Below are 21,782 nucleotides of genomic sequence, written 5' to 3'. Positions count from 1 at the left end.
TTGCCTCCCATGTCCAGACTCAGCTCGTCAAGAAACAACCTCTTGACTCTTCACACCTAGGACCCATGTCCCCACGCTTGCCCGTTGCTGTCGTGGCGTCTCTTTTTGAACGATCTGGGATGATCCGGGCATGACCACCGACAAACCCGCCCGCACGCTCAAGCTCACCCCGGGCGCCGCACAGAAAAAACCCGCCGATCCGTTTGCACCGCGCCGTGCCCCGGTGCGCCCGCCCGGCCCGGCCCGCGCCAAAAGTGTGTCGGCCTCGGCACCCAAACCCCCGCGTGAAGCACCGCAAGGGCGGGGTGCCCCGCGCGGCGGACCCGAGGGCGAACGCGGACGGAGCGAGCGCCCGGCGCCGCGCCGCGCCGACGATCGTTTTGCGGCCCCCGATCGCCCGCAGCGCAGCCCGTCCGCCGTACCACGCCCGCCGCAGCCCCACCGGCCCGACCTGGCCCGCGTGGGCAACGTGCGTGGCGAGATCCGGCTCAACAAACGCATGGCCGATCTCGGCCTGTGCTCGCGCCGCGAAGCCGACGAATGGATCGCGCGCGGCTGGGTGCTGGTCAATGGCGAGCCGGCGGTGATGGGCATGCCGGTGGCGCCCGACGCGCAGGTGGAGGTGTTGCCCCAGGCGCGTCACCAGCAGGCCGGGCAGGTCACCATCCTGCTCAACAAGCCGGTGGGTTATGTGAGCGGCCAGCCCGAAGACGGGCACGAGGCTGCGGCCACGCTGATCGGTGCGCCCAGCCAGTGGCGCGGCGACGCCAAGACGCCGGCCGATGGCCGCCGCTTCGCGCCCGAGCACACGCGTGGCCTGGCCCCGGCCGGCCGGCTCGACATCGATTCCACCGGCCTGCTCGTGCTCACGCAGGACGGCCGGGTGGCGCGCACGCTGATCGGCGAGAGCAGCGGTGTGGAGAAGGAGTACCTCGTGCGCGTGCAGTTCGCTCCCAACGGTCCGATGGGCGCGGGGGTGATCGCCGAGAACGTGCAGGCGGTCTTTCCGCCGCACCAGCTTGCGCGGCTGCGACACGGCCTGAGCCTGGACGAGCAGGCCCTCAAGCCCGCGCAGGTGGACTGGCAGAACCCGGAGCAGCTGCGCTTCGTGCTGGTGGAGGGCAAGAAGCGCCAGATCCGCCGCATGTGCGAACAGGTGGGCCTGCATGTGGTGGGCCTGAAGCGCGTGCGCATCGGGCAGGTGGTGCTGGGCAATCTGCCGGTGGGACAGTGGCGGTATTTGCGGGCGGACGAAGCTTTCTGATTCGCGGATGTCGTTGCGGGACCCGCTGCGTCCGCCCCCGGGCAAACCGCCGGCGAATCCCGACCACAACACTCCCCGACACACAGAACCGGCGACACGAGGGCCACAATGCCCCATGACCCGAGCCAAACCCTCCATCACCCGCCAGGCCGTGCTGCGCCACCTGCGACCCAGTGACCTGCAGGCCGCCGTGCGCCTGGCCACCCAGGCCACCACCGGCGTGATCGGCATAGCCGAGGGCGTGCACCAGTCGGTGCGCCGCAAGATGGGTCTGTCGGCAGGCACCGAACACGACCGCACCGGCGGCCTCACCGGGCAGATCTACCGTGGCATCCGCGGCGTGACGGCGATGGTCGGCCACGGGCTCGACGGCGCCCTGTCCACCCTGCTGCCGCTGCTCGACGACCCGTCCACCCACCCCGAACCCTCGCCCGGTCGCGAGGCCGTGCTGGCCGCGCTCAACGGCGTGATGGGCGACCGCCTGCTGGCGCAGAACAATCCGCTGGTGCAGCGCATGGCATTGCGCCTGGAAGGGCAAAGCCTGCCGCTGGAGCGGCCCACGCAGCTGAGCGAGCGGCTGGCCGGCCGCTCGACGCACCTGCTGCTGATGGTGCACGGCCTGTGCATGAACGACACGCAGTGGCTGCGCGCCGGTCACGACCACGGCGCCTTCCTGGCGCAGGCGCTGGGCTGCACACCGGTGTACCTGCGCTACAACAGCGGCCTGCACACCTCCATCAACGGGCGCGAACTGGCGGGCCAGCTCGAACAGCTGGTCGTCCGGTGGCCCGCGCTCCAGACCATCAGCATCATCGGCCACAGCATGGGCGGCCTGCTGGCGCGTGCGGCGGTGTTCTATGCCCGCGAGGCCGGGCACCGCTGGCCGGCGCAACTGCGGCACCTGGTTTTTCTGGGCACGCCGCACCATGGCGCACCGCTGGAGCGCGCCGGCCACGGGGTGGACGTGTTGCTCGCCGCATCGCCCTTCACCTTGCCGTTCACGCGGCTGGGCATGCTGCGCAGCGCCGGTATCACCGACCTGCGCCACGGCCATGTGCTGGACGACGACTGGCAGGGTCGCGGCCGCTTCGAGTCGGCCCGGGACCACCGCGAGCCCCTGCCCCTGCCCGAGGGCGTGGCCTGCTTTGCGGTGGCCGCCACGCTGGCCCCGCAGCGCGGCCTGCTGGCCGACCGGCTCACCGGCGACGGGCTGGTGCCGCTGCGCAGCGCCCTGGGCCAGCACGACGATGCGGCACGCCGGCTGGTGTTTGCCAAGGAGAGCCAGCGCACCGTCTACCGCACCGGCCACCTGGAACTGCTCTCCAGCCCGGTGGTGGCGCAGCAGCTGGTGCAGTGGCTTCAGCCGGCATCGGGCAGCACCGGGTCCGACTGAGCCGCTTCAGCGTTCCCTGGCTGACTCGTGCCAGGCCCGCTGCGCCGGCGACAGCAGGTACTGCATCACGGTGCGTTGGCCCAGCCGTATCTCAGCCTGCGCCTGCATGCCTGCGGTGAGTGCGTGGCGTCTTTCGTCGCGCACCAAGGCAGCTTCTTGCAGGGTCACCGTGGCCTTGTAGCGCGGCGGCGGCAATGCGCCCGTGGGCACCGTCGCCGGCCCGGGCTCCTCGGTCTGCGCATCGGCGCTCACCCACTGAAGCTCACCATGGGCCATGCCGTACTTCTGAAACGGATACGCCGCCAACTTGAGCTTGACGGTTTGACCCGGCCTCACAAAGCCGACGTCGTAGTTGGAGATCCATACCTCCGCCTTCAATGGAGCTTGCTGCGGCACCAGCGTGGCCAGCACGGTGCCGGGTTGTACCACCGTGCCCACGGTGTGCGTGGCCAGCTCCTTCACGATGCCTTCGTGTGGTGCGCGCAGCTCCATCAGGGCGCGACGGTGTTGCTGTTTCTGCCATTCGGCCTCCATCCGCTCCAACTGCGATCGGGTCTCGATGCGCTCGGTGTGCAGGCGCTGGAGGTGCTCGGCCCTGATCTGCTCGAGCTTTTTCACCGACTGTTCGATGCTCGCCCTGGCCGAGGCGATCATGTGCTGCTGGGTGGCCAGTTCCTGTTCTTTTTCGATGCGCTCGCGGCGCTTGTCGCTGACCATGAGTTGGCCGGTGAAGCCCTGCTCGGCCAGCTGTGCGTAGGCCGCTTCCTGGGCCTGGAAGTGGGGCAGCACCGCCTGCAGCCGCTGGCTTTGCTGTTGAGCGGCAGCGAGCTCTTGTTGCACCTTGAGCATGCGGCTGCGTTCCTCTGCGATCGCACTGTCTTGCGCCGCCCGGTTCGCCTGCTGCAGGGCCACGGCCTCTTGCGCCAGCGCTGGCGGGTCAGCGGCTTCGATGTTCAGCGCTTGCCCAGCCAGTTCAGCGTCCAGACGGCGCAACGCGAGCTGCTTGCGCCAGCGCTCGGCGCCCAGGGCAAGGAGGTCGGCGTCGGTGGTGAGCACGTCCATGCGCATCAAAACCTGGTCTTTGTGCACCGTCTGCCCTTCGCGCACAAGGATGGCGCTGACGATGCCGGCCTCGGAAGGCTGCACGATCTTGAGGTGGTCCTCGGGCACCAGCTTGCCTTCGGCCACGGCCACGATATCGAGCCGACCCACCGATGCCCAGACCAGCAGGAACACCAGCAGCGCCAGCAGGCACCACAGCACGCGCCGCCCAATGGGTGAAGGGGCCTGTTGCTGAAGGCGAATCAGGGGAGGGTGGAACGCGAGGTGGGAAGCGGCGGCGGGCTCTGGCGATCGGGCGGTGGTCATGGGGATGTTCTCGATTCACGGCAAACAGACACGACCACAACGTCGCGGTGGTGTGCCCGGAGCGCTGTGGTCTGCGGCTTCAGCAGCTCAAGGACGCCAGCCCTTCCGTGAGGCCGTTGAACTTCGCCAGCTGCGTGCCTGCCCCGGGCGCGAGCCCCCCGACGGCACCGCCCGGCCAGCCGGTTTGCACACCCGCCACCGTGAGCCCGGACAAGACTGGCCCGGACCCCGCAGCGCGGTGCTCCCACCTGTCTCCCGCCTGGCGTTCGGCGTCCAGCTGTTGCAGCGAGGCCAGCAGCCGCTGCCAGTGCAGCTCGACGCCGGGTGCCGCTGCGGCAGGCGTGCGCTGAGGCATGGCGCCCTTGTGTGCTGCGGTCCACCCGGACCAGTCCACCAGCGCCATGGCGCGCGGGGACTGCGTCGTTGCGCTGAAGGCGATCTCGCTGGCCGACCTTGTGTGGTTCTTCGCGCCCGACCGGCCTGCGCAGTTGTCCATCCCGACGTTGAAACTGTCGCCGTGTCCGGGCGGCGGCGTGCCTGCGCCATGGCCCACACCCTGGTTGCCTTTGGGTTTGTCACCGCGCTGGCCCACGTTGACACCGAACACCTGCGATGCGCTCGCACCGTGCGTGTCGGTGGCCGTGACCTTCACCGCCAGATCGCCCCTGGCGTGGGACGGTGGTGTGGCGACGAAGGTTCGCGAGGCGGCATCAAACGCCAGCCAGTCGGGCAAGGCCCTGCCGTTGGCCAGCGCGGCGGTGTAGCTCAGGCTGTCGCCCTCGTCCGGGTCGGTGAACGCATCGGCGGGCAGTTGCCATGCGCTGGTTTCCTTCCTGATCACCAGCCTGCCGCTCAGGGCGCGCTGTTTCACAGGCGCATCGTTGACGCCTTCCACCGTGATCGCCAGCCCACCCTGTGCCTGTTTCTGTGCCTGCGCCTGCGCCTGACCGTCGGTGGCGGTGTAGGCAAAGTGCTCGGTGGCGGTTTGCCCCGCACCTAGCGAACGCACAGCGGGCGAAGCGGCGTCCAGCGCGTAGCTGTAGGCACCATCGGCATGCCAGGTGAGCACCCCCAGAAGGCCTTGATGCGCACCGGTGTTCAGCAGAACGAGCGTGTCGCCGTCGGGGTCGGTGTCGTTGTGCAACACGTTGCCGGTGACGGGTGCGGTGGCGTTGGCCAGCAAAGTGGCGGTGTCGGGGTTGAGGGTGGGGGGGAGGTTTCTGTTGGGCGCTTCCGGTTGAGGAACGCCGTCGACCCGCACGTTGAATCGGTCAAAGCCGGACGCGCCCAAACTGTCCATGCCTTGGACCAGAACCTGGAAATCGCCCGCTGCATCGAAGCCGGGTGTGCCGTAGAGGGTGCGTGAAGCGTCATCAAAACGCAGCCAGTCCCCTGGGCTGCTGCCGGCCTCGATCCCAAGCCGCCAAGTGACGGCATCGCCGTCAGCATCAGAGAACAGACCTTGCGGAAGCACCAACAGGAACGGTGTTCCCTCATCAACCACTTGGTCGGGCACAGGGTTGACCAACTCGGGCGCGCGGTTGAGGTGCTCGCGCAGGAGGACCGACGAGCCGTCCGCAAACTCCAGGCTGTCGATCACCCAGGGGCCTTGTGCACCTTCTGGCGCGAAGTTGCGCACAAGCACTTCGTCTCCCACTCCGTGGCGGATGTGCATGTCCGCGCCGACGATGTCAAACGACAGGTCTTCCAGCGTGATGTCCTGACCAAGCGTGAGCGAGTTGCCCATGCTGTCACCCACGCTGTCCTCGATGGTGTCCTGTCCGTCACCGCGGTTGACCACGTAGGCATCCCGTCCTTGACCGCCACGCAACACATCATTCCCCGGTCCGCCCGTGAGAACGTCTTCGCCTGCGCCACCCGCCAGCAGGTCGTCACTCGTGTACCCGTACAGCAGATCGCTCAGGTTGGTACCCGAGAGCGCGTCGGCGGCGCTGTCGCCTTCCACCACATGAACGCCATCCTTCATCCATTCGGTGTGCTCGATCGCCGGGCCGTCTGCAAACCGGTAGCGCAACAGCCATGGCAGCGCGGCGGCAGCATCAGCGGGACTGAAGCCGGCGATGCGGACGACATCGCCTTCGCCGCCATACGACAGCAGGAGCCGGTACCCGCCCGCACCGTCCGGCTCGAAACGCAGATCGCGCTGGATGGCGGCGCTGTCGATGTCGGGGTCGAAGGCCAAGGTGCCAGACAGGTTCGTCGCGTTTGTGCCATCGACATCGATCACGCCGTCCCCCACGTTGACGAGAAGATCAGGCAAGGTTGCGTCTTGGTCGAAAATGCCCAGCGCCAGCAGGTCGTTGAAATGGATCACTTCGCCCGTGCCACCCAACTCGATGCGTTCCACCGGTGCCTGCATGCCCGGCACACGCGGATCGAAGCCGACGAAGCGCACGCTGTCGCCATTGGGGCCCATGCGCAGAACGAGGTCGTCTCCTTCAAGTGCCAGCCACAAATCACGGCCGGTCACATCACCATCGATGTTCAGCACGTTGATGTCTTGCGGGCGCCAGACCTCGGCGATCACGGTCTGGGTGGGCTTCTCGGGTGTGGCACTCGCTTGCACGTGGTAGGTGTCCGAGCCCACGCCACCGGCCAGCCGGTCTGCGCCCCCCCGGCCAAAGAGCCGGTCATGGCCTGCTCCGCCAATGAGGCGGTCGGACACGGGCGTGCCGAACAGCCAGGCTCCGTCGTCGCCGGCGTACTCGGTCACGCCCACCTGCGTGGTGTCGAGTTCCACGATCTCCGTCCCGTCGTGGAAGCGGAACACGTCCACCGAGTGTGTGAAGGTGGCGCGGCCCGGGTCGAAGCCCTTGAGCACCAGGCGGTCCTGCGGCGAATGTTCGAGCGTGATGACCAGGTCGTTGCCCACTTCGGTGAACACCAGGTCTTGCCGGGAAATACCGTCGCCGAAGGCCAGCACGTTGGGCGCGCTGTCGATCATTTCGCCTTCTTCGTCGTCTTCAAAGGCCGAGCTGCCCATGCCTTCGATGAGCTCGTGGCCGTCTTCAATGGTCACGTTGCCGTCGCCCAGCTCGAAACGATAGGTGTCGCCGCCCAAGCCGCCCATGAGGACGTCGGTGCCACCACCGCCCCACAATGTGTCGGCGCCCACGCCGCCCAACAGCTGGTCGTTGCCTTCGCCACCCACCAACACGTCGTCGCCCTCGCCGCCGTACAGCACATCGTCTCCGGCGCCACCCTGCAGCATATCGTTGCCAGCATGCCCCATCGCGTGGTCGTGGCCGGCGCCCGCGTTGATCACGTCGGCATCGTCGGTGCCGTGGATCCAGTCGCTCAGGTCGCCGGGCAAAGCCCGAACCAGCGTGGCGGCGCCGAACAGATCGCCCGTCTGCGCGTGGGCCACCGCCGCCAGGCCGCCAGCCAGGGCCGCCGCGCCTGTGATCTCCACACCCGAACCGTCGAAGGCCAGCGCCGAAGCGGTTGACGTGGCCAGCAGAGCGGTCTGGTGCTGCCGGACCCAGGCCGAGAAGTCGAACACCCGTGCCTCGCCCGTTGCGCTGACGAACTGCAGGCGCAGGCTGGTGGTTGGGTTGGGGTTGTCGACGTCGAAGGGGCGCACCTGCACCGAACCGCCGGCCCCGCCGTCCACCAGGATCAGCCAGTGCCCATCGGGCGACAGCGCGATCGACAAGTCTTCGGGCGCAATGCCTGCGCCGAACGACAAGGTGTCGGTGCCGGTGCCGAAGTCCACCTGGTCGTTCCCGTCACCCCGGTTGAACAGCACCACGTCGTTCTGGCTGCCGGTGTCGATCACGTCGTCGCCCGCATCGCTGGCCACCACGTCTTCGCCGCCCATGGTGTCGAGGTGGTCGTTGCCCCAGCCGCCAGAGACGAGGTGGTCGTTGCGGCCCACGCTCACCCGGTCGTTGTTGTCGCCCGCTGCAACGCGGCGGGTAGGGGCGTGGCCATACCATTCGTTGATGTTGTCGTCGCCCGCACTGCCCCGGATGTCGACCGCCGATTGCCGTCCCAGGTAGTGCTCCCCCAGCCGCCCCGGATTGGAGAGCGCCAGCAGCTCGGTCAGGGTGAGTTCTGTGCCGTCCGCGAAACGGAAGGTCTGCGCGGCCTGCTGCATCACGTCGAGGTTTTGATGAGAGACGGGGTCGAAGCCCCGGATCACCAGGGCGTCGTTCTGGCCGATGCCGATGACCACCCGGTCAAAGAGACTGTTGCCGTCGGGAATCGCCTCGGCAGGGCCAGAGAGTTGCAGGCCCACCGTGACATCTTGCAGGCGCACGCCTTCGGGCAGCACCACCAGGTCTTGCGCGGTGGCCAGCGACCCGGTGATGGCCGTGTCCAGCCCCATGCCGCGGCGCATCACATAGGTGTTGCGGCCTGCATCACCTTGCAGCCTGTCGTTGTCCGCGCCGCCGTCCAGCACATCGTCGCCACCGCCACCGTACAAAACATCGTTGCCAGGCCCGCCGCTCAGCGTGTCGTTGCCTCCTTCTCCATGCACCACCGCCCGGGGGCCTGTGGCCGTCAGGGTGTCGCCGCTGGGTGAGCCGAAGAGCAACTGCAGGTCGTCGCCCGCACCCGCCAGAGCCGAGACCTGGCTGGTGTTGAGCACCGTGCCGTTGGCGAATTCAAAGCCCGTGATGCGCTTCCAGTCGGTCGTCCAGTCCTTCAGTCGCAGGGTGTCGCCGCTGCTCTTCAGGTAGGCGACCAGGTCGGAACCTTCGGTGGTGAATCGCACGTCATTCTGGACGAGGCCTTCCTTGAACCGGAGCGCTCCGCCGGTGGGATGGATCACGTCGTGTCCGTCGCCCAGGCCGAACACGAAGGTGTCATAACCCCCGAGGTTGTGAAACTGGTCGTTGCCCGCGCCGCCGTCCACCACGTCGTTCCGTGTGCCCAGCACCCGATCGTCGTCGCCATCGGTGGTGATGGCTGTGCGGGCGTACAGGGCGTCCAGATCCCATTGCGTGCCATCGGCAAAGCGAATCGCCTCGATGCCGGGGCCCTCGCCGTTTGCCTGATGCTCCACAACGATCTGGCCACCGTCGGGCAGCACCACACGCAGGTGGTACTGCCGGGTCCAGAACAACTGCACATTGCCCGGGTTGAGGCCTGCGCCGAGTTCCAACACATCGTGGCCACTGCGGTCCCAGTTCTCCGCGATGCGATCGGTGCCGTCGCCCAGCTGGTAGCGGTACGTGTCGGCGCCCGATCCGCCTTCAAGAACGTCATTGCCGGTGCCGCCTTCGAGGGTGTCGGCGCCTGTCGAGCCGCGCAGGCGGTCGTTGCCCGCGCCACCGCTGATCCGGTTGTCTCGTCCGAAGAATCCCTGGAGGTCTTCGTCTTCGGCCTCGCCCAGCAAAACCCGCGAGCGGATGGCCTCGGCGTCCCACACCGTGCCGTCGGCAAAGGCGACTTGTTCCACCGCATACCGGTTGCTCTGGTTGAAGTGGTTCTTCACTGTCAGCGTGTCGCCGGTGTCGTCGGTGTCGCGGATGGTGAGCACCAGATCGTCCGTCGTGAGCCAGCCGTTCACGCTGCGGACGCGCTGCAGGCGCACGTCGTCCGCTGACAAGCCTGCCTTGAGTTCAATCCGGTCGGTTTCTCCAGGTGTCCAGGTGTCCTCGGTGATGGTGTCGTTTCCATCGCCCCGGCCAAAGCGGTAGGTGTCAGAGCCGGCGCCACCCATCAAGTGGTCGTTGCCCGCACCTCCCACCAACCAGTCGTCTGCGCCTTGACCGTGAAGCTGATCGTCGCCTGCCCCACCGAAAAGGATGTTGTTCAGGTGGTTGCCCTGCACCACGTCATTTCCTGCGCCACCCAGCGCCGAATGCTGGTCTTTGCCCAGAGACGCCTTGTCGTCTGTGGCACCCAAAACCAGGACACCTGCGTTAACCAGCAGCGCGCTCAGTTCCGGTGTCAAGTCGAACCCGTTCATGATCTGGTCCAGCTGCGTGAAGCCGATCCAGTTGGTATCGCGCAAAAAGTCACCGGCATACAGATACAGATCCAGCAGATCGGGCAATGCGCCATCTGCGTTGCTCTCAAGTGCCGCTTTGAGAACGGTGTTGAGGCGGCTGGCGTCAAGCCGCAGGCCGTTTGCGTCCACGACCAGATCGATGATGTTCAGGTAGGGCCTGAGCCGTGTATGCAGCACCAGACCGGCATACGTGTTTTCTCTCAGGCTGGCATAAGCCTCGTCCAGCAGTTGCAGCTGAGCGGCCGAGAAATTCAGCTCCACCACACCCGGCGCACTGCCGCTGGGCGCCGTGTAGCTCAAGCCCCAGTTGGCTCCCGCCGTCTGGCTGCCCTGGCCTGGAAGGTTGTAGAAGTACTGCCCGTTGAAAGCCTCCAGCACATGCAGTTTGTGCGTCCAGTCGTTGATCAGCTGGCGATACGTTTCGGACAAGTAGGCCGCCCCGGCATCGGTGTACAGCGCGGCCTGCTGCAACACAGGCGAGGCGCGTACGGAGGCGGTGACGATGTGCGACGAGCGCAGGACGTTGCCAAATCCGCTGTATTCCACCCGCAATGCGGCCCCGGTGCGCGCCTCCATGGAAGCGGCCATGCCCGAGCTGCCAGCCCAGGCCAGCAGCAGTTCGTCGACCAATACGGTCTGCTCGCTGCGCGTGGTCGCGGCGCCAAAGCGCTGCAAGACATCGGCCAGATCGGGCGAGAGCGCAGCGGCTTGGTGCAGATCGCGCACGGCGCCTGATCCAGGCAAATGGGCCAGCACGGCGATGTCGTCGTGCACTTCGATCTGTTCGGTGAACCGCGTATCGAAGGTGTCCACCGACAGATGGAATTCACCCATGGAGGTCTGCGAGCCGTCTGCGAGTGTGAAGCTGCCTTGGCGAGCGAGCAAGTTGCCATTGGCCTGGCGCTGATTCATCAGGGTGTGACCCAGGCTCAAGGACGCGATGCCCGCTTGCGCCAGATTCATCAGTTCGCCGGCCTCTGTGGCAGCGTTGCCATTGGGGTCGAGCCACAGGCGCAGTTCGGCAAAGGCGGGGTCGGATGCATCGATGACGCCGTCGCCATTGGTGTCCAGCTCGGCCAGGGCGGCAAAGCCGTTGGGTGCCAGCGCTCCATTGGGCAAAGGCGTGAAGTCACCAAAGAGTTCGGCCCCGGTGTCGATGCTGCCGTTGGCGTTGCGGTCCCAGACCAGCAGCGCATCGCCTTGGCCGACCCAGCCGGTGCGGGTGCGCACGCCGTCGCCGTCGTGGTCAAACCAGGCGTCGCTGGCGGAGAGGCCCACCGTTTGCAGGCCGTTGCCGTCCAGGTCGAGGATCAGCGGGTCGCGGGGCCAGGTCCAGGTTTTGGCTTGGTTCCAATTCCCGCGAAACTCGCGATTGAACTCTGGGCGTCGAAAGTGGTTGTAGTAGTGGTCGTCCAATGGAATTCGATTGTCTTTTGGCCAAAAGTACCCCTCGAATTGGTCAGTAGGAGCCGATATTCCCGCCTCTCTCATCAACCACCAAGCGAAATCAACGCACGAATTGCTGAACGGGTCGTACCACCCCCATTGATTTGAGGGATCACCCTTGGAGCGTTCAGCAGCTTTCGCCGACCCCAATGTTCGGTCGTAGGCATTTTGAGAAATGGGAAAGTCGCGAGCAAAGTCTGGATAGCCTTCTTGTCCAGGCAATTTGCTTTCAAATCTCAAAAGATCTTGTTGACTGTCAACTCCATCAGGGTAATGTCCATATACGGCTTCGATATTGCCGGTGCCGTTCTTGAAAACGGTGTACATGTGGCCAACACTGCTACCGTTGCCCGAATAGATTATGCGTACGCCAAGGGTTGACATGATTTGGTTTCCTCAATTTGAATGATATGAAGTGCACTTTTCGCCTGCTATCAGGTTTTGGACCGATGGGCAAATAGCCATCAATGCAAAACAGTTCTGACTGACGCATAGCTCCCCATTCCGATGAAATAGTTGCCCCTCCATTCCTTGTAGTTGCGAAACTTTGCTTGTGTCTTTGATAAGTTGCCAAAAGTTTCGCTTTTTGATGTATTCCGGCACTCGGATTCTTGAGTATCCAATCAAGCTTAAAAAGGGATTGGATCTGATCTGAATATGACGGCCATCGGAAAGCATCGCGAGGTCATCGGTTGCTTTCAAATTACCTTTGGTATACGCAACAATGAATACAGTCTCGAACTGTGCTTCCGGCGAATGCATTTTTTCGCAACCTGCTAAAGAAAATACGGAAAATATGGAAAGGATGCAAAAATTCGTGATCTGATGATTTGTCATCATGAGGCGCCGCCTGTGTCGTAAATATGATTGGCAAGTGTTCCGGCATCTTTGACGTCTCCGATAGCGTTCATGATCGATCCTCATCAAGTGGATACTTGGCTGCTATTTCATTGAGCCTGTACATCTGTTCACGCCCGATCGGGAAATGAAGATCTATGGAGTCTGAATATTTCCTCCTTCGGAATTCTTGCGTTCATCGAGGCGAATAACGGCATCCACCGCCAACCCCCTGGGCACCTGATGCGTAATAAAAACCAACGTCGCCTTGCCCTTCAACCGATTGATCGTTTGCGCGAACAGCTCAGCCGTTTCCTGGTCGAGGTTGGACACCGCTTCATCAAAAATCAGCACCTGGGGCCGCTTGAGCAGGGCGCGGGCAATGGCGATGCGCTGGCGTTGCCCGCCTGACAGGCCGGTGCCGCGTTCGCCGATTTCGGTCTGGTAGCCCTGCGGCAGTTGTTCAATGACGTGGTGGATTTCGGCCGCGCGGCAGGCGGTCATGGCGTCTTCAAAGCTGGCGTGTGGGTGCGCCATGAGCAGGTTGTCGAGCACGGTGCCCGAGAACAGCACCGTCTCTTGCGGCACCACACCGAAGTGCGCGCGCAGTTCGTTGGCCGCCAGGTGGCGGATGTCGTGGCCATCCAGGGTGATGCGGCCTTGTTCGGCCAGATGAAACCCCAGCAGCAGCTTGGCCAACGTGCTTTTGCCGCAGCCCGACGGGCCCATGAGCACGGTGAGCTGTCGGGGCGGCAGCGTCAGGTTCAGGCCCTGGTACAGCCAGGGGTGGTGTTGGCTGTAGCGAAAGCCGAGGTTTTGCACCTCGATGTGGCCGGTGCCGCCGGCCGCGCGCCGGGGCACCAGGCTCACCGGTTCGGTGGGCATGTCCAGCACGTCGGCCAGGCGCTGCACGGCAACGCTGGCCTGCTGAAATTCCTGCCACAGGCCCACCAGGCGCATCAGCGGCTGGCTCAGCCGGCTGGCAAACATCTGGAATGCCACCAGCATGCCCACGGTGAAGGCGTCGCTGTGCATCACTGTCCAAGCGCCCACGATCAGGATGGCCAGGGTCATGGTTTGCTCCAGTGCCGTGGCGCACACTTGGTATGTGTTGCCCAGCTGGCGCGTGGCAAAGCTGGCCTGCAGGTACTGCGCGAGCAGAGTGCCATGGCGTTTGTCCACGTCGGGCTCCATCTGCAGTGCCTTCACCGTCGCCATGCCCGAGAGGTATTCGGTCAGAAACGCCTGGTTGTGCGCGCCCAGCAGAAACTGGCGGTCCAGCCGCTGGCGAAACACCGGCACCATGAGCAGGCTCACCAGCACGATGAGCAGCAGCAGGCCCACCGCCACCAGGGATAGCACCCAGCTGTACCAGAACATGACGGCCAGAAAGATGAACAGGAAGGGCAGGTCCAGCAGCAGCGTGACGGCCGCGCCCGAGACGAATTCGCGCAGCGTTTCCACCCCCTGCAGCCGCGCCACCAGCGTTCCCGTGGGGCGGGCTTCAAAGTAGGGCAGCGGCAGGCGCAGCAGGTGGCGCATGACCTGTTCTCCCAGCACCGCGTCCATGCGGCTGCCGGTGTGCAGCACCAGGTACTGGCGCAGCCAGGTCAAGGTGCTGGTAAACAGCATGAACACCACCAGCGCCACACCCAGCACCCAGAGCGTGCTCACGCTGTGGTGGGCAATCACCTTGTCGATGATCACCTGCGTGAACAGCGGCGTGGCCAGAGCCACCAGCTGAATGGCCAGGCTGGCCAGCAGCACGTCGCGCCACAGTTGGCGGTGGCGCACGAGCTCTGGAATGAACCATGCAAAGCCGAAGCCCGGGCTTGTGCCCGGGCTGGCGGTGCTGGCGTGGGGCTCTCCCGCCTGGGCGCTGCCGGCTTCGCCGGGCCCGGCCGGCGCACGGGGGCCTTGCTCGGCGCAGAGCAGGAGCCATGGCTCCACGTCATGGCTCAAGTCGTGCAGGTCATTCAGCTCGCACGGCGCTTCGCCCGGTCGGAACACGCCCAGTGGCCCGTCGCCCCGGCTGGCCACCAGAAGCGGCGTGCAGGCGTTGTCTGGCAAGGCGCCGCGCGCAAACGCCACGGCGGGCAGGGGCGGGGGTGGATACGCTGGGTCGGGCCAGGGCACGGCGTGTGCCTTGAGCCCGAGGCCGGCCAGGGCCTCGATCAGCGTGGGCAGGTCCCACGGCGGGGCAAAACGCCGGGTCAGCAGTTCGGCATCGAAGGGCTTTCGGTGCAAGCCCGCCAGGCTGCCCAGCAGCCAGACAACTTCTTCGGTGCGCAGGGCATGGGCCGGCCCCACATCGTGGTGCGGTGTCAATTCTGGTTCATCCCTCTTGCTTGTTCGTGGCGCAAAGCCCGAACAGGCTAGGGGGGTGGAGACACACCGGAAATACCGCCGATGCAGCAATCGGACAGAGCGCGGGCGCCCCTTGCCAAGGTGCTGCGGCTTGAAATCACCGCCGCCGCCCATAATTCCGTGCTCCACGCACCTTGTGCATGCTTTCGCCCCGCAAGCGTTCCCCGTTTTCCTTTCAATGAACTCCCATGAGCAAACAAACCCTGTCGTTCCAGGCCGAGGTGGCACAGCTGCTGCACCTGGTCACCCATTCGCTGTATTCCAACCCCGACATCTTTCTGCGCGAGCTGGTGTCCAACGCGTCGGACGCCTGCGACAAGCTGCGCTTCGAGGGGTTGAACAACGCGGCGTTGTTTGAAGACGCGCCCAACCTCGAGGTGCGCGTGGCCTTCGACACCGAGGCCCGCACCATCACCATCACCGACAACGGCATCGGCATGAGCGCTCAGGAGGCCATCGACCACCTGGGCACCATTGCCAAAAGCGGCACCAAGGACTTCATGAGCCACCTCAGTGGCGACCAGAAGCAGGACGCGCAGCTCATCGGCCAGTTCGGTGTGGGCTTCTACTCGGGCTTCATCGTGGCCGACAGGATCACGGTGGAAAGCCGCCGAGCCGGCCTGCCGGCGGCCGACGGCGTGCGCTGGACCAGTGGCGGCACCGGCGACTTTGAAGTGGAAACCATCGAGCGCGCGGCGCGCGGCACCAGCGTGATCCTGCACCTGCGCGAGGATGCCGGTGACTACCTCGATCGCTGGAAGCTCAAGTCCATCATCGGCAAGTACTCCGACCACATCAGCCTGCCCATCCTGATGCAGAAGGAAGAGTGGGACGCCGAGAAGGGCGCGCAGGTGAAGCTCGACGAGTGGGAGGCCGTGAACTCGGCCAACGCGCTGTGGGCGCGCAGCAAGAAGGACATCAGCGACGAGCAGTACGCCGAGTTCTACAAGAACCTGAGCTACGACACGCAGGCGCCACTGGCCTGGAGCCACAACCGGGTCGAAGGCAGCACCGAGTACACGCAGCTGCTCTACATCCCGGCCAAGGCGCCGCAAGACCTGTGGAACCGCGATCGCAAGGCCGGCATCAAGCTGTATGTGAAGCGCGTGTTCATCATGGACGAGGCCGAAGCCCTCATGCCGGCCTACCTGCGCTGGGTCAAGGGCGTGGTCGACTCGGCCGATCTGCCGCTCAACGTGAGCCGCGAACTGCTGCAGGAGAGCCGCGACGTGAAGGCCATCCGCGAGGGCAACACCCGCCGCGTGCTGGCCATGCTGGACGACATGAGCAAGGACACCGAAAAGTACACCGGCTTCTACGCCGAGTTCGGCGCGGTGCTCAAGGAAGGCCTGGGCGAAGACTTCGCCAACCGCGACAAGCTCGCCAGGCTGCTGCGCTTTGCCAGCACCGCCGTCAGCGGAATGACGTCGCTGGCCGACTACAAGGCCCGCATGAAGGAAGGCCAGGCCACGATCTACTTCATCACCGCCGACAACCTGGCCGCGGCCAGCAACAGCCCGCAGCTCGAGGTGTTCCGCAAGAAGGGCATCGAGGTGCTGCTGATGACCGACCGTGTGGACGAATGGGCCCTGAGCTTCCTCACCGAGTTCGACGGCACGCCGCTGCAAAGCGTGGCCAAGGGCGCGGTCGACCTGGGCAGCCTGCAGGATGAAGAAGAGAAGAAAGCCGCAGAGGCGGCGGCCGAGGTCTTCAAGCCGGTGCTCGAGCGCCTGAAGGAGAGCCTGAAAGACAAGGCCAAGGACGTGCGCGTGACCTCGCGCCTGGTGGACTCGCCGGCCTGCCTGGTGGTGGAAGACGGGGACTTGTCCACGCAGCTGGCCCGCATGCTCAAGCAGGCCGGTCAGCCGGCACCCGAAGTGAAGCCGATCCTGGAGGTGAACGCCGAACACGCGCTGGTGAAGAAACTGGAGAGCAGCGAACACTTTGACGACCTGGCGCACATCCTGTTTGATCAGGCGCTGCTGGCCGAAGGCGGTTTGCCGGACGATCCGGCCGCGTATGTCAAGCGCGTGAATTCGCTGCTGTTGTGAGCAGGTGATGGTGGCGCCGCGGGGCGGGGCGGATGACTACACTGTGCCCCGGGGGGTTCTTCCAAGGGCCAGTGCATTGCAACTGATTCTCAACACAGCCAACCGGTCCTACCGTGTACCTTCAGCGCCCATTCGATCACGTCGTCACCTTTCGCAACAGCCAGGGAGAGAGCGCCCGCGGAACCCTGACCAGCCTGCAGCGCCGCTCGCTGGTGATGGAGATCTACAACCCGTACTCCATCGTGCAGGTCAGCGAGGTGCTCGGGGAACTGACCATCCGCTCGGGCGACCGCATCATCTACAAGGGCAAGGCGGTGGTGGTGAGCCTGCTCAACACCGGCCTGATGGCGGTGGTGTCGGTGGCGCTCATTGACGAATGGTCCGACCTCAACGCCATCCGGGGCGATGTGCGCCAGGTGCGCGAGGAGGCCGCGCGGTTCGTGGCCGACTGGGAATCGCGCTTCAAGATCAAGCAGAGCTACCAGGTCACCATCAGCGAGTTCCGTGCTTTCCTGTCAGAGACGGCGCGCTGGATCGACCAGGCCGACATGGTCGATTCGCTCCCGCGCGACGCCGGCGGACGCCTGAGCGATGCCGTGTTCGAGGCCATTGCCGAACCGCTGATGATCAAGGGCAAGGCGTTTCTGGTCCGGCTGGAAGACGAGGCCTCGCGCCTGCCCGAAGAAGACTCGCTGCTGCACCGCGCCTACGCCCAGACCGCGCTGCACCCGCTGCTGCTGCGCGCGCCCTTTGTGTACCGCACCTTTGCCAAGCCGCTGGGCTATGCCGGCGACTACGAGATGGTCAACCAGATCCTGGGCGACCCGCGCCAGGGCAGCACCACCTACATCCAGCTGATCAATGCGATGTTCCTGAAGGCGGCGGTGGCCGTGGCGCACCGCAACCGCATCGACATCCTGGTGGATTTCCTGAAGAAGGCCGCGCTCAACGCCGCCGCGCAGGAACGCGTGATCCGGGTGCTCAACGTCGGATGTGGTCCCGGTGTGGAAATCCAGAAACTGATCGCCGCCGGTGTGGACCTCTCGCGCCTGAAGTTCACCCTCATCGACTTCAGTCTGGAGACGCTGCGCTACACGCAGCAGAAGATCGAAGAGGTCGCCACCGCCCATGGCGTGAAGGTCGACGTGAGCTATGTGCAGGAATCGGTGCACGAACTGCTCAAGCGGGCCACGCGCGACACGGCCCCGCCCGATGGACAGGGCTTTGACACCATCTACTGTGCGGGCCTGTTCGACTACCTGTCGGACAAGGTGTGCTCGCGGCTGATCCGCTACTTCATGTCGCGCAGCAACCCGGGCGCCCAGCTGCTGGTGACCAATGTGCATTCGGACAACCCGGAGCGCTACGGCATGGAGCACCTGCTGGAATGGCACCTGATCTACCGCGACGAAGCGCAGATGCGCTCGGTGCTCGAAGAGGTCGATGCGCCGGTGACGCTCTACACCGATCCCACCGGCGTGAACATCTTTGCCGAGCTGGTGGTCAATGCGCGCCTGAAAGCGCTGGCACTGGAAAATGGTTAGCCGCCCGGGTTCGCCCTACGAGCAACAGCTCTCGGACTTCCGGCTCACCTACAGCAAGGCCGGCAGCGTCACCTCCATCGTGCTCGTGCTGGCGGGTTTTGGCCTGGACTATTTTTCGTACCCGGAGCGCCTGCTGGAGTTTTCCCTGCTGCGCGTGTTCGTGGCGCTGCTCACCCTGGGCGTGTTCTTCGTGCTGTTCACGCCGTTCGGGCGCAGCAACGTGCGCATGCTCACCATGCTGTGGCTGCTGCTGCCACAGATCATGATCGCCTGGATGATCTTCGTCACCGACGGTGCCGGCTCGATCTATTTCGTCGGCCTGCACCTGGCGCTCTACGCGGTGGGCATCATCCTGCCGATCACCTTCTTCGAGGGTGTGGGGTTCGGCGTGCTGACTCTGGGCCTGTATGTGGCGGCCTGTGTGCTGCACCCCGGTACCACCGACGACACTTCGCGACTGGTGACCAATTCGCTGTTCATCCTGTTTTCCGCCGCAGCCAGCGCGGTGTGCACCTGGTTCAACGAAAAGGCCCGCATCCGCCTGTTCTCGCTGCAGCACGAGGTGTTGGAGAAAAACGCCTCGCTGCACGAGATCAACGCCACGCTGGCCGAGGTCAAGGGCCAGTTGATCCAGCGCGAGAAGATGGCCGCCATCGGCACACTGTCTGCCGGCCTGCTGCACGAACTCAACAACCCGGTGAACTACAGCCTGATGGCGATCGACATGGGTCTGACCTGCCCGGGGGTGGAGGGCGACGCCATGCTCAAGGAGAGCCTGGGCGATGCGCGAGAGGGCATGCAGCGCATCCAGAACATCGTCTCCGACCTCAAGACCTTCGCCTACCAGAAGCCCGGTCAGGATGCCCAGCGTCCTTTCCTGCTGGGCAACGCCTTGCGATCGGCCTTGCGGCTGGCCGGTTACGAACTCAACGGCATCGACGTTCCGGTGGAGTTGCCGCAGGACACGCATGTGCTGGGCGACGAGCCGGCCATCATCGGTGTCCTGATCAACCTGCTGAGCAACGCTGCGCACGCCCTGCAGGCGGCGCGGCGGGAGCAGCCCCGCATCAGCGTGACCGTGGCGCCCCATGGCCCTCGCCTGCAGGTGAAGGTGCGGGACAACGGCACGGGCATTGCCCCGGAAAACATCGGGCGGGTGTTCGAGCCCTTTTTCACCACACGCGATGTGGGTGCCGGCCTCGGGCTGGGCCTGAGCGTGAGCTACGGCATCGTGCAGCGCCACGGGGGCACGCTGTCGGTGGACAGCGAACCGGGCGCCTGGACCGAATTCACCTTTGACTTGCCGAGGCCACCATGATGGTTGATCCAACCGGTGCAGCGCGGGGCTTGTCGGGCCCGCATGCGATTTTGCTGGTGGACGACGAGCCGCAGGCGTGCAAGTGGTTTGCGCGCCTGTACGGCACGGAGTTCACCGTGTTGACCGCTGCCGGCGTGGACGAAGCCCTGGCCTTGCTGGGCGAGCGCGGCCACGAGGTGGCGGTGCTGCTGACCGACTACGCCATGCCGGTGCGCGACGGCATCGCTCTGCTGGTCGAGGTGAGACACCGGTATCCCCACGTGGCGCGCCTGCTGGTGTCGGCCTATGCCGACAAGGACGTGGCCATGTCCGCGGTCAACCAGGGTCATGTGGAGAAGATCCTGGAGAAGCCGCTGGACGAGCCCCTGACCCGCCAGGCCCTGCGCGAGGCGCTGGCGTCGAGCGTGCGCCGTACCCGCGACCAGTCGCTGATCGCGCGGCGCGAGTCGGCCCTGCGCGAGACGCTGGGTTTTCTGGCCCACGAGGTCACGTCTCCGCTGGCCACGGTGCGCGGCTACCTCTCGGCCATGCGCGAAAACCACCGCGACCACGCCGACGGCGTTGGCGGCGTGGCTTACATCGCCCAGCAGAAGCCGGGCGATGTGCTGTTCATGATCGAAGCCGCGCAGCGGCGCGCCGAATACGCGCAGTCGCTGGTGTCCACCTTCGTGCAGACGGCGCGCGACGCCAGCCGCGGTGACACCTCCGCCAGCCTGCGCGCCAGCGAACTGGTGCAGGCGGTCCGGCACGAATACCCGTTCGAGACCGGCGAGGCGCAATGGCTCTCGGCCGAGCTGGAGGCCGACTTCACCCTGCCCGGCCGGCGCGACCTGCTCTATCTCGTGCTGTGCACGCTGGTCAAGAACGCGCTGTTGGCCCTGCGGGCCGAGCCCCCCGGTCAGCCCCGGGTGCATCTGGCGCTGCACCATGTGGCCATGCTGCCTGGGCTGCCGGCACAGCCGGCCCTGCGCGTGATCGACAACGGCCCGGGCATCGCGCCCGAGGTGCTGCAGCGCCTCACGCGCGAGCCCGTGACCACGCGCGCCCACAGCGGCGGAAGCGGCATGGGCCTGCTGTTCTGCCAGCGCGTGATGACCACGCTGGGTGGCGACATCGCCGTGCACTCCATCCTGTGTCAGGGCACCACCGTGACCCTTTATTTCCCACCGTCGCCAGACGACACCCCGGTCGAGGAGACCCGATGACACCCACGAAGATCCTGTATGTGGACGATGAGGCCATGGCGCTGAAGTACTTCGAGCGCCTGGTCAGCCCGCTGGCCCCGGTGCTGACCGCCGGCTCGGTGGAGGAGGGGCGGGCCGTCCTGCTGGCCCATGGGGCCGACGTGGCGGTGCTGGTCTGCGACCAGCGCATGCCCGGCGAACGCGGCAACGAACTGCTGCGCCACGCCCGCGAGTACTACCCCGGCATCGTGCGCATGCTGACCACCGCCTATTCGGAACTGGGCGACGCGATCGAGGCCATCAACACCGGCGAGATCTACCGCTACATCAACAAGCCCTGGGAGCTGGAGAGCCTGCGCGCCGACCTGAAGAACGCGCTGGAGCTGGCCGCCTTGCGCAGCGAGCGCGACGGGTTGATGCGCGACAAGCTGCTGGCCCAGCAAAGCCGTCTGCTGGCCAACCGGCTGGCCGCCCTGTTCATGGTGGGGGCGGCGCTGCGCGGGGTTGCGCCCGACCAGGCGCTGTACCGCTTTGCCGAGGCGGCGCTCATGGTGGGCGGCACCGAGCCCCCGGTGGACTGGAACCGCTGGGACCACGCCGACCTGTTGCAGGCCGAGGCCCGGCGTGGCGCCGCGATGGCCGCGCTGCTGCGCGATGGGGTGCAGTCGCTGGGTGCACGCGGTGAGCCGGCAGGCGCCCTGCTGGCACTGGCGCGCTCGGTCGGTGGTGAGGTCGATGGCGATGCTGTGCGGGTGTCCGATGCGGCGGTGTTCTCGGGCCTGCTGGTCGCGCCCGCCGGCCAGGCCCCCACGGGGGCACAGTGCGCCTGGCTGGCCTGGTTGCTCTGGCAGGAGGGGCAGGCCCAGGTGACGCCGGAGGCGGGCGGCTGGCGGGTGCGGCTGGCCGAAGCGCAGGCCTTGCGCGACGACTGGCTCGCCGCTGCCATGGAGCGCCTGGGCCAGGCCACGGCCTGAGGGCGCTTCGTCGCCGCCGTGGAACCAAGGCGCCCGCTCGCGCTCAGTCAACG

Annotated in this window: 10 protein-coding genes; 7 read left to right on the top strand and 3 right to left on the bottom strand. The window is 65.7% G+C overall.

Annotation, left to right across the window (positions count from 1 at the left end):
* Positions 1-130: 130 nt before the first annotated feature.
* On the top strand, positions 131-1,264 hold the full coding sequence (locus QUV35_RS14870) for a pseudouridine synthase (protein ID WP_300875692.1): 1,134 nt from the start codon (positions 131-133) through the stop codon (positions 1,262-1,264).
* Between the two features lie 115 nt (positions 1,265-1,379).
* Positions 1,380-2,657, top strand: a complete 1,278-nt coding sequence (locus QUV35_RS14865) for an alpha/beta hydrolase (RefSeq protein ID WP_300875689.1) — start codon at positions 1,380-1,382, stop codon at positions 2,655-2,657.
* Positions 2,658-2,663: 6 nt separating this feature from the next.
* Here the strand turns inward: QUV35_RS14865 and QUV35_RS14860 are convergent, their stop codons facing one another.
* From QUV35_RS14860 to QUV35_RS14850, 3 genes are all read right to left on the bottom strand, one after another.
* Positions 2,664-4,025: an HlyD family type I secretion periplasmic adaptor subunit gene (locus QUV35_RS14860; RefSeq protein ID WP_300875686.1), complete on the bottom strand. Its 1,362-nt coding sequence runs from the start codon at positions 4,023-4,025 to the stop codon at positions 2,664-2,666.
* Positions 4,026-4,104: 79 nt separating this feature from the next.
* Positions 4,105-11,424, bottom strand: coding sequence for a calcium-binding protein (locus tag QUV35_RS14855; RefSeq protein ID WP_300875683.1), 7,320 nt, complete (start codon positions 11,422-11,424; stop codon positions 4,105-4,107).
* A gap of 1,023 nt (positions 11,425-12,447) precedes the next feature.
* Positions 12,448-14,619: a peptidase domain-containing ABC transporter gene (locus QUV35_RS14850; RefSeq protein ID WP_300875681.1), complete on the bottom strand. Its 2,172-nt coding sequence runs from the start codon at positions 14,617-14,619 to the stop codon at positions 12,448-12,450.
* Between the two features lie 227 nt (positions 14,620-14,846).
* Between QUV35_RS14850 and htpG the strand changes: the two genes are divergently transcribed.
* The 5 genes from htpG (at position 14,847) to QUV35_RS14825 (ending at position 21,729) form a co-directional block, all read left to right on the top strand.
* Positions 14,847-16,709 (top strand): molecular chaperone HtpG, encoded by a 1,863-nt coding sequence (htpG, locus tag QUV35_RS14845; RefSeq protein ID WP_300875677.1) that lies wholly within the window; start codon positions 14,847-14,849, stop codon positions 16,707-16,709.
* A 113-nt stretch (positions 16,710-16,822) separates the two neighbouring features.
* Positions 16,823-18,253: a class I SAM-dependent methyltransferase gene (locus tag QUV35_RS14840; RefSeq protein WP_300875674.1), complete on the top strand. Its 1,431-nt coding sequence runs from the start codon at positions 16,823-16,825 to the stop codon at positions 18,251-18,253.
* The gene (locus QUV35_RS14835) at positions 18,246-19,571 is read left to right on the top strand and encodes an ATP-binding protein (RefSeq protein WP_300875672.1); all 1,326 of its coding nucleotides are present in this window, start codon (positions 18,246-18,248) and stop codon (positions 19,569-19,571) included. Before QUV35_RS14840 ends, QUV35_RS14835 begins: the two co-directional genes overlap by 8 nt.
* Positions 19,568-20,776, top strand: a complete 1,209-nt coding sequence (locus tag QUV35_RS14830) for a hybrid sensor histidine kinase/response regulator (RefSeq protein ID WP_300875669.1) — start codon at positions 19,568-19,570, stop codon at positions 20,774-20,776. Before QUV35_RS14835 ends, QUV35_RS14830 begins: the two co-directional genes overlap by 4 nt.
* A complete protein-coding gene (locus QUV35_RS14825) occupies positions 20,773-21,729 on the top strand; it encodes a response regulator (protein WP_300875667.1) in 957 nt (318 codons plus the stop codon). Before QUV35_RS14830 ends, QUV35_RS14825 begins: the two co-directional genes overlap by 4 nt.
* The last annotated feature ends 53 nt before the right edge of the window (positions 21,730-21,782 follow it).

The organism is Hydrogenophaga sp., assembly GCF_030373225.1.
Classification (GTDB): Bacteria; Pseudomonadota; Gammaproteobacteria; order Burkholderiales; family Burkholderiaceae_C; genus Hydrogenophaga.
This window is presented reverse-complemented; position numbering and strand designations above follow the sequence as displayed.